The 8,978-nt window shown below is 31.1% G+C and carries 9 protein-coding genes and 1 other annotated feature; of the genes, 1 reads left to right on the top strand and 8 read right to left on the bottom strand.

Annotated features, from left to right (window positions below):
• Positions 1 to 135: 135 nt before the first annotated feature.
• The 8 genes from AC5M21_RS15260 to AC5M21_RS15295 all read right to left on the bottom strand — a co-directional run bounded on the left by AC5M21_RS15260 (position 136) and on the right by AC5M21_RS15295 (position 7,664).
• Positions 136 to 1,323: an HD domain-containing phosphohydrolase gene (locus AC5M21_RS15260; protein ID WP_017144163.1), complete on the bottom strand. Its 1,188-nt coding sequence runs from the start codon at positions 1,321 to 1,323 to the stop codon at positions 136 to 138.
• Positions 1,324 to 1,400: 77 nt separating this feature from the next.
• The gene (locus tag AC5M21_RS15265; protein WP_029158252.1) at positions 1,401 to 2,222 is read right to left on the bottom strand and encodes a MetQ/NlpA family ABC transporter substrate-binding protein; all 822 of its coding nucleotides are present in this window, start codon (positions 2,220 to 2,222) and stop codon (positions 1,401 to 1,403) included.
• Positions 2,223 to 2,236: 14 nt separating this feature from the next.
• Positions 2,237 to 2,902, bottom strand: a complete 666-nt coding sequence (locus AC5M21_RS15270; RefSeq protein ID WP_008788349.1) for a methionine ABC transporter permease — start codon at positions 2,900 to 2,902, stop codon at positions 2,237 to 2,239.
• Positions 2,903 to 3,922, bottom strand: a complete 1,020-nt coding sequence (locus tag AC5M21_RS15275; RefSeq protein WP_008788348.1) for a methionine ABC transporter ATP-binding protein — start codon at positions 3,920 to 3,922, stop codon at positions 2,903 to 2,905.
• Between the two features lie 38 nt (positions 3,923 to 3,960).
• Positions 3,961 to 4,192 (bottom strand) — a binding site (T-box leader).
• A gap of 48 nt (positions 4,193 to 4,240) precedes the next feature.
• Positions 4,241 to 5,410 carry a cation diffusion facilitator family transporter gene (locus AC5M21_RS15280; protein ID WP_017144162.1) on the bottom strand — a complete coding sequence of 390 codons (1,170 nt, stop codon included), beginning with the start codon at positions 5,408 to 5,410 and terminating at the stop codon, positions 4,241 to 4,243.
• Positions 5,411 to 5,476: 66 nt separating this feature from the next.
• Positions 5,477 to 6,460 carry a hypothetical protein gene (locus tag AC5M21_RS15285; RefSeq protein WP_493531524.1) on the bottom strand — a complete coding sequence of 328 codons (984 nt, stop codon included), beginning with the start codon at positions 6,458 to 6,460 and terminating at the stop codon, positions 5,477 to 5,479.
• A 17-nt stretch (positions 6,461 to 6,477) separates the two neighbouring features.
• Positions 6,478 to 6,828: a hypothetical protein gene (locus AC5M21_RS15290; protein WP_008788344.1), complete on the bottom strand. Its 351-nt coding sequence runs from the start codon at positions 6,826 to 6,828 to the stop codon at positions 6,478 to 6,480.
• A gap of 47 nt (positions 6,829 to 6,875) precedes the next feature.
• Entirely contained in the window at positions 6,876 to 7,664 is a 789-nt protein-coding gene (locus AC5M21_RS15295; protein ID WP_008788343.1) for a histidinol-phosphatase HisJ family protein, read from the bottom strand.
• 118 nt (positions 7,665 to 7,782) lie between these two features.
• Here AC5M21_RS15295 and cysK point away from each other — a divergent pair, with 118 nt between their 5' ends.
• Entirely contained in the window at positions 7,783 to 8,739 is a 957-nt protein-coding gene (gene cysK / locus AC5M21_RS15300) for a cysteine synthase A (protein WP_008788342.1), read from the top strand.
• Positions 8,740 to 8,978 lie beyond the last annotated feature (239 nt).

An 8,978-nucleotide genomic window follows, 5' to 3' on the forward strand; every position in this document is an offset into this window, starting at 1 on the left:
CGATCTTTTTCAAATACTCTTCATGACCTAATGCATCTTCAATATAAAGCAATTCTTTGGGACTCATACCTTCACCTCCATTTTTATTTTTCACAAAAAAATGAAAAAGATACATTTCTTTAAAAAAAAGACATTCTAAGATGTCTTCCCAAAAACTTTATTCATATCTTCAACAATTTGACTATCAATTTTATTTCCTACTGCCATACTTCTCATAATTTCAATACTTTTTTCATGAGACATTGCATCTTTATAAGGTCTATCTTCAGTTAAAGCCTGGTAAATATCACAACATGCCATCAAACGATCAATAAAATCCAATTCCTCGGCTTTTTTTCCAAATGGATAACCACTACCATCTAATTTTTCATGATGATAAGATGCCCAATGAACAATTTCACCCAACTGCATATCACTAAGAATCTTATATGAATAATATGCATGTGTCTGCATATACGTATATTCAGAGTCAGTTAATTGAGCAGGCTTTTCCAAAACATCACGGTCAATAACGAGTTTTCCAACATCATGCATCGCACCTGCAAAAAATAATTTTAACATCATTTCTTCATCATATTCATAATATAAAGCCATATAAGATGCCTTTGATGCAACACCTATTGAATGTGTTCGCGTATGTGGGGATTTGCTGTCAATGATTCTTGCAAACAATTGACAGATTGCTAACATTTGCGAATCTGTGAAATCTTGATAGATATTATGAATATTTTCTCTTAAATAATTTTCTAATTGATCGTTGTTAATGATTATCTTATCATATGTTAATGCAGCTAAATATGCATCAACAACTTTATCTGAAAATTCTTTATTTCTTAACTTATGAAGTTCTAATAATATATTCTGATACTCTTTTTCACTCATATCTTGAAGATTATAATTGACATCAATCCAATCAGCAATATGAATAAGTTGAGCATATAGTGGTATTTCATCAATCATCTTATGAAATGGTCCACTTCCATCAACTGCTTCATGATGATATAAAATGACATTATGAACATCTTCAAAAAAAGGAATATAATCTATATTCTCTTCACCAACCTCACAATGAATCTTTAAAAATTCAGCCTCTTGAGTATTATCACCTTGCTTATAATACTCAGTTAATCCATTGTCATGCAAAATTGCACAACCTACCAGATCACTTAATTGCTGATTATTTAATGCAAAATGTTCTCCTAACAATAAACATATATATGATACTCTTTTGCCATGATAACTCGTTGTTTTAAAATAATCTTTTTCAACACAATCAAGTGCATATGAAAAAGCCAATAACAAATGATTAAAACATAATTTCACAGAATCACCACCTTTACACATTATACATGATTTGAATGTCGAATAAAACAAAAAGAAATAGATGAGATTTATCTCATCTATTTAACAGGAATCACTGACCCTTTATAAGTTTCTTCAATAAATTTTTTAATATCATCAGATTTTAAAACTTCTACTAATGCTTTTATTTTTTCATCATTTTCATGCCCTTTTTGGCAAGCAACAATATTTACATATGGATTATCAGCATTTGCTGATTCTAAGATAACAGCATCTTTTGTTGGATTTAAGTTTGCTTGTAATGCATAATTTCCATTAATAGCAACCAAATCACCTTCACCATTATTAAAAGAAGTTGCTAATAATTCAGGCTTAATTTCAGTGAATTCTAAATTCTTAGGATTAGATGCAATATCTTTAACAGTTGCATCTAAAACTTTAACACCATCTTTAATCGTAATTAAACCAGCATCTGCTAAGATTGCTAAGATTCTTCCATGATCTGCAACTGAGTTAGAAATAATGACTTTAGCCCCATCTTTTATTTGATCTTTAGACTTTACTGTTTTTGAATAGAATCCAAATGGCTCTATATGAATAGCACCTGCCTCCGCTATTTTATAATTATTCTTCTCTACATCGCCATCAAAGAATGGTCTATGTTGGAAATAGTTAGCATCAACATCTCCAGTATCTAATGCCTTATTAAAGATATAATAATCATCTAAAACTTTAACCTCTAAGTCAATTCCATACTTCTCCTTTAACAACGGTTTTGCCTGTTCTAAGATTTTCGCATGTGGATCCAGTGTTGCTGATACTGTTAATGTTTTTTCATCACTAGAATCACTCTGACTTCCACACCCTACAATGCCTACTGTTAATAATAATGCTAATGCGATTTTTAATAATTTTTTCATTTTATTTTCCCCTTTCATCGCTTGTCAATTCTTTTGACAACATAATCTCCTATTCCCTGTATAATAAAGACAATAACTAATACAAAGAATGTTGCAGTATACATGACTACCATGTTTTGTCTTGCATATCCATACATGTAAGCCACATTTCCAAGTCCTCCAGCACCAATACATCCCGCCATTGCTGTATATCCAACGAGCGAAATTCCCATTACTGTGATACTTGATATTAAAGCTGGCTTGGCTTCTGGGATAAGAACTTTGGTAATAATTTGTAAATGGCTTGCTCCCATCGCCTTACTTGCTTCAATTGTTCCCTTATCTACTTCACTTAGTGCAATCATACACATTCGTGCATAGAAAGGAGCGCTTGATATGATAAGAGCGGGTAAAGCCGCTTTGGCTCCCAGCATTGTTCCAACCAAAAATATTGTGACTGGCAATAAGATAATGATCAAGATAATAAATGGAACTGCTCTTAGTAAGTTGACAATAAAGTCTAATATACGGTTAATTATTTTATTTGGATAAAGTCCATCATCTTTTGTAACATAAAGAATAATTCCTAGTCCAAATCCTAACACAACTGCAATCAACAGTGAAAAGAATGTCATAAACAATGTTTCCTGAATTGAAAGAATCATTGCATCCCAATCAATTTGTTCTAAAACTGTACTCATCTAGATCACCTCCACAATCACTTGATAATCCTTAAATTTTTGAATAACATTTTCATATTCCTGCTTGTCCCCACCTAAAACATTAACAATCAGGACTCCAAACGAACTATCAATTGTATTTGTTAAATTTCCTGAGACAATACTTAAATCTAAATCTATTTCTTTCATTACTTTTGAGACAATTGGAAGCCTAGAAATTTCTTCATCAAAAGTTAATCTTAATAAAATACCATCAGGATATATTTGCTTCAAATTATCATTCAATTTGCCATCATCAATTTTACTAGATAAATCTCTTACAAAACGTTTTGTAATTTCATGATGAGGATGTTCAAAAATATCTTTCACACTTGCTTCTTCAACAACTTTACCTTCACTCATTACAGCTATTCGATGACAGATTTTTTGAACAACTTCCATCTGATGTGTAATCATGACAATTGTAATTCCTAATTGTCTATTAATTTGAATTAATAAGTCTAGAATCTGTTCGGTTGTATCGGGGTCCAATGCACTTGTTGCTTCATCACAAAGTAAAATATGCGGATCATTAGCCAATGCTCTTGCAATCCCAACTCTTTGTTTTTGACCGCCTGAGAGCTCACTTGGATAAGCATTCTCTCTACCTGTTAAACCAACAAGTTCAATTAATTGTTTAGCCTTTTGTTGTCTTGTCTGTTTATCTACCCCTGCTATTTCTAAAGATAATTCAATATTCTTTTGAACTGTTCTTGACCAAAGTAGATTAAAGTGCTGAAAAATCATACCAATCTTTGTTCTTTTTTTTCTTAAACGTTCACCACTTAATTGAGATATGTCCTCTCCATCAATAATCACTTCACCACTCGTTTGTTTTTCCAATTGATTAATAATACGAACAAGAGTTGATTTCCCTGCTCCACTATATCCAATAACACCAAAGATTTCACCATCTTGAATTGTCAGATTGACATCTTGACAAGCACTAATATCACCCTTTTGTGTATGAAATATCTTTGTAATATGTTTAAGTTCAATCATAGTCTTTCCTCCCTTAAATATATAAAAACTCGTCCTACTGAAAGGACGAGCATCACCCGTGTTACCACCTTAATTTACTATAATCTCACAATTATAGCCTCTTCGAGTACCAACATACTCTAGTACTGTAACGGGTACATCCGTTATTGGCTCATTATTCACCAATAAAACTCCAAGACCATCTTCATTTATCTCCACTTGTTCTTTTCCACCACCCAAGAACTCTCTATGAAGCTTATAATAAACTACTCTTCTCTTCACTGTTGTTGATAATATATTATCTTGAATAAAAACAATTGTCAAACATTTTTTTCACTTTTAACAAATAAATGCATGATCAACTTGTATAACACAGAAATAAGAAGGATTCAACTCATAGACCTTTTCTTCGATCTTTCTTTTTAAATCAATATGTGCAATCTCATCATCTGCTGGAATCAATACATCAAAAATCAAATTCGTATGAGTTGGCCCACTGACAATTCTAAAATCATGAATACTATAACATTGATTAATATCATTCACAATAAATTTCACTTTTTCACGTAAATGATTTGTTAATTCATCATTCATATCAATCGGATCCATATGAATTGTTGTTAAAATATCAAACTTATGTAATAATTCTCTTTCAATAAGATCTATTTGATCATGGAGGACCATCACATCTTCACGACAATCAACTTCAGCATGAAATGTCATATATTGTCGTCCCGGTCCATAATCATGCATCATAAAATCATGAATACCAATCACCTTATCAAATGACATAACAAAATCATAGATTTGATTAATTAATTCCTTATCAGGAGCTTGCCCTAATAAAGGATCAACTGTATCTCTGAAAATATCTACACCAGACTTCAATACAAACAAAGACACAATAACACCTATAACCCCATCTACTGGTAAATCAGTGACAAGACTTAAACACAACGAAATTAAAGTTGCAAATGTTGTAATAACATCATTTAAACTATCCTGAGCTGCTGCCTTTAATGATGTTGAATGAATGAATTGACCCGCCTTTTTATTAAATGATGCCATCCAAAGTTTTGTAAGTATAGAAATAACCAAAACAATAACAGCTGTTAACTGAAAATTCAGTTCTTCTGGTTGAAGAATTTTCATGAAAGATTCTTTTAAAGAAGAAAATGCGACTAATAATATCAAAAAAGCAATAATCAGTCCTGTAATATATTCATATCTTCCATGACCATAAGGATGATCAGCATCTGGATGTTTGCCAGCCAATTTAAACCCAAACAGAGTGGCCAAATTACTTCCCATATCAGATAAGTTGTTAAATCCATCGGCTTGAATAGCAACTGACCTTGTTATAAATCCAAAAATCAATTTAAAGACAACCATAAAACCATTACAAATAATGGAAAGGATACTACATAGTGTTCCATATCTTTCTCTGACTTTTGGATGACTACTATCATCATAATTTTCTATGTACTTCTTTACAATCAATTGGAACATCATGAATCCCCCTTCTATCATAGTATAACTGAAAAGACATTGACATATTCATCAATATCCTTTCAGTTATTCTGGAATTTTCAATAGATATCTATCTATTTTATAACTCATTTCAATCTTTTGTTTATTTTTATAAATATCATTAAAGAAAATGTCTTTAGGCAATTCTATATAATAGAATATTCTACATTTTTCTCCTTGTTGAATAACAGTATTTTCATCTTCAACAAAATCTCGTTTATCTTTGGTTTGTTTGGCAATATGAAACAAATGAATATTCTGTCCACGAATACGTAAAGCAGGTAAATCCGCTAGTTTCATATCATGATGACTTTTATTCTCAAAATCACAACTGCCATATAAAAACAGATTCTTTTTATCTTCCAATTCAAAATAAAAATATTCACCACTTGTATCATCAGGAAGAACTTTATTCAAGATTCCTAAATCATCAAACTTCATAGACAATTCATTATTCATATCTAAAACCTGATTTAATTCAATAATTTGTTTTTGATTCTGATAATCTTTATAAATAAAATCAACAACATACTCCTGGTCTTCAATATAAAATGACAATCTTAAATTCTCTTCTCTTTGTTGAGAATCAATAGTTGCATTCATATGCAATAAAACAGTTTCATCTTTATCAATAGCAGCATCTTTTTGTAAACTTGTAAATTCTTTACTTTCAATATAACACTCCATCTTTATAACATCATTTCTAGTTTTTAATTTCACTCTAAAATCTGAATTTGCTTGCAAAGACTTGTAACTTTTATTGGTTAAACACATAACAATATCCAACATTTCATAATCAGTATTCTCATCAAAATGAACATAATCATATTTAGAATTTGTATTTGCAGGATAAATTTCTTTATCCACCAGCATATCAATCAACTCAAAAGTTATCCCTTGATGTTCATAAGATTGATGAAATGATATCTTAATACTTTCTTTCTGTGGAGTTTGAGAAGACTGAATCTCAGGAGATTGACACCCCATTAAAAATGATACAAGAAACATTATTATGAATAGCTTCCTCATCAATATAACTCCTTATTTTAAAATACATTACAAATTTTTTTGAGATAAATATCTCTACCAACTCTTTCAATCAAACCGTTGTCTTCCATTTCTAAAAGATATCCAGCAATTTTTTCTTGATCTACTTTTTTATGAGCTAAGTCTTTTAAAATTTCAATCACCTGTGGGTGGTCATCCTTAATAAAAGCCCTACCTTCTTTATCATATGATGGACCTTGTAATAAAACATTTAAACAAGCAACATAAGCCCATTTGACTTCTAAACGAATTAATTTATACTGCATCGTATCAAACAAAGCATTAGGCATATAATATTGACCTTCATGTTTTCTTAAATCCTCTACATCCTCTTTATGATAACATATCATATTTATTCCCTCCTTGCGACATATCCTTATTATAGCATAAAGGTTATCTAATCTCTAACCCTTTTTGTGAAAGTAGAGACATCTTGAAATCCAATATGTTGATATTCTTTGATAACATCTTCTACATGTTCTCCAACACGATCACTTGTATGTGAATCACTACCTATTGTGATTATACGACCACCTAAATCATAATACCTTTGAATTTGTTCAAAGTTGGGAAATCCACAAACCCCTCTTGTTTTATAACCTGATGTATTGACTTCTAGTCCTTTTCCCTTATGAATAAGTGTTTTAAAGATATCGTCAATAATGTCTTGATGAAGTGAATGTTCAACTTCTTTGTTAACATATGGACCATATCTACAAATATAATCTAAATGTCCTAAACAGTTAAAACAGTCAAAAGTCTGAACACATTCTAATGTATTCAAAAAGAACTCTCTATGAGCTTCCTCTTTTGTTTTATTAATAAAGAAAGCTGCTGGTTCATAAAATTCAGTTTGATGAATAACATGGATTGAGCCAATCACATAATCATAATCATGAGCATTCACAAAACGATTGATTTCATCAATATATTCAACATCTAAACCAATTTCCAATCCAATCTTAATCTTAATAAGTTGTTGAAACTGCCTCTGTAACTGTTTAAGTTCTTTGAAATAATTATCTGCATCTAATTCAAATGGACATTCAGGATAATGAAAATCTCGATGATCAGTAAAACAAATTTCATCTAGTCCTTTAGCAATTGCAGTATGAATATGAACTTTAGGATCAGCCTCACTATCGGCTGAAAAGTAAGTGTGCATATGGTAATCTATCTTTCTCATAATATCCTCCATTTCTCATTATTTTAACACCTTTTATTAAGAAAGAAAAGATTTATCATATTCTTTGATTTTCTTCATAATGATGCATATAATACTCATAAATAAGGAGGAAATAAATATGTCTATTTATCATAATTTTAACGAATTAGTTGGTCATACTCCAATACTAGAGTTACAAAACACAAAAGCAAAAGAACATTTAAAAGCAAACATTTTTGCCAAATTAGAATACTATAATCCTGCTGGCAGTATTAAAGATCGCGTTGCAAAACAAATGATCATGGATGCTATAGAAAATGGTCAATTAAAACCAGGTGCAACTATTATTGAACCCACAAGTGGCAATACTGGGATTGGTATTTGTGCTGTTGGAACATCATTAGGCTATAAAGTGATTATTGTCATGCCTGAAACAATGAGCGAAGAACGCAAGAAATTAATGAAAGCTTTTGGTGCTGAGCTTATTCTCACTCCTGGCAGTGAAGGAATGAGTGGTGCTGTTGCTAAGGCTAAAGAACTTGCACAAACTATTCCCAATAGTTTCATTGCTGGTCAATTTGTCAATCCAAGTAATCCCAAAGCACATCTTGTTTCAACAGGTCCAGAAATCGATGAACAGATGGAAGGAAAAGTAGATATGATTATTGCTGGAATTGGGACTGGTGGCACTATCACAGGACTAGGACAATATTTCAAAAGCAAATATCCCCATATTCAAATTATTGCAGTTGAACCTGCTGATTCCCCATTAATTTCTCAGGGAAAATCTGGTTCTCATAAAATCCAAGGAATTGGAGCTAACTTCATTCCTGAAATACTTGATACAAATATCTATGATAAGATTGTAACAATTACGACTGATGATGCATATGAATCTGTGAGAAAACTTGCTAATACTGAAGGGATTCTTGTAGGTATCTCTTCTGGAGCTGCTTTGCATGTCGCTAAACGCCTTGCTTTACTAGAGGAAAATAAGAATAAAAATATTGTCGTCATTCTACCAGATAGTGGTGAGCGTTACTTATCTACAGATTTGTTCTCATCCTTATGTAACAAGATTTATAAAAATAAATAGATTTCATCCCAAACTTCCAATAATGAGTATCTCATAATAATCAACTGATACTTATAAATTCTTAATGGGTAAACAAAATTCTTATCATCTTTTTATGTGATAAGAATTTTTTAGATTTTTTACCCAGAAAAAAAGAAAAATAGCAAAGAAATGATGAATATATAAGTAGGGGAATCTTTTTGAGTGTTTACTTTAAGCAATTGTTGTGGTATATTGTTTATAGATACTATCTCTGCTTA

It is taken from the genome of Coprobacillus sp., assembly GCF_984815275.1.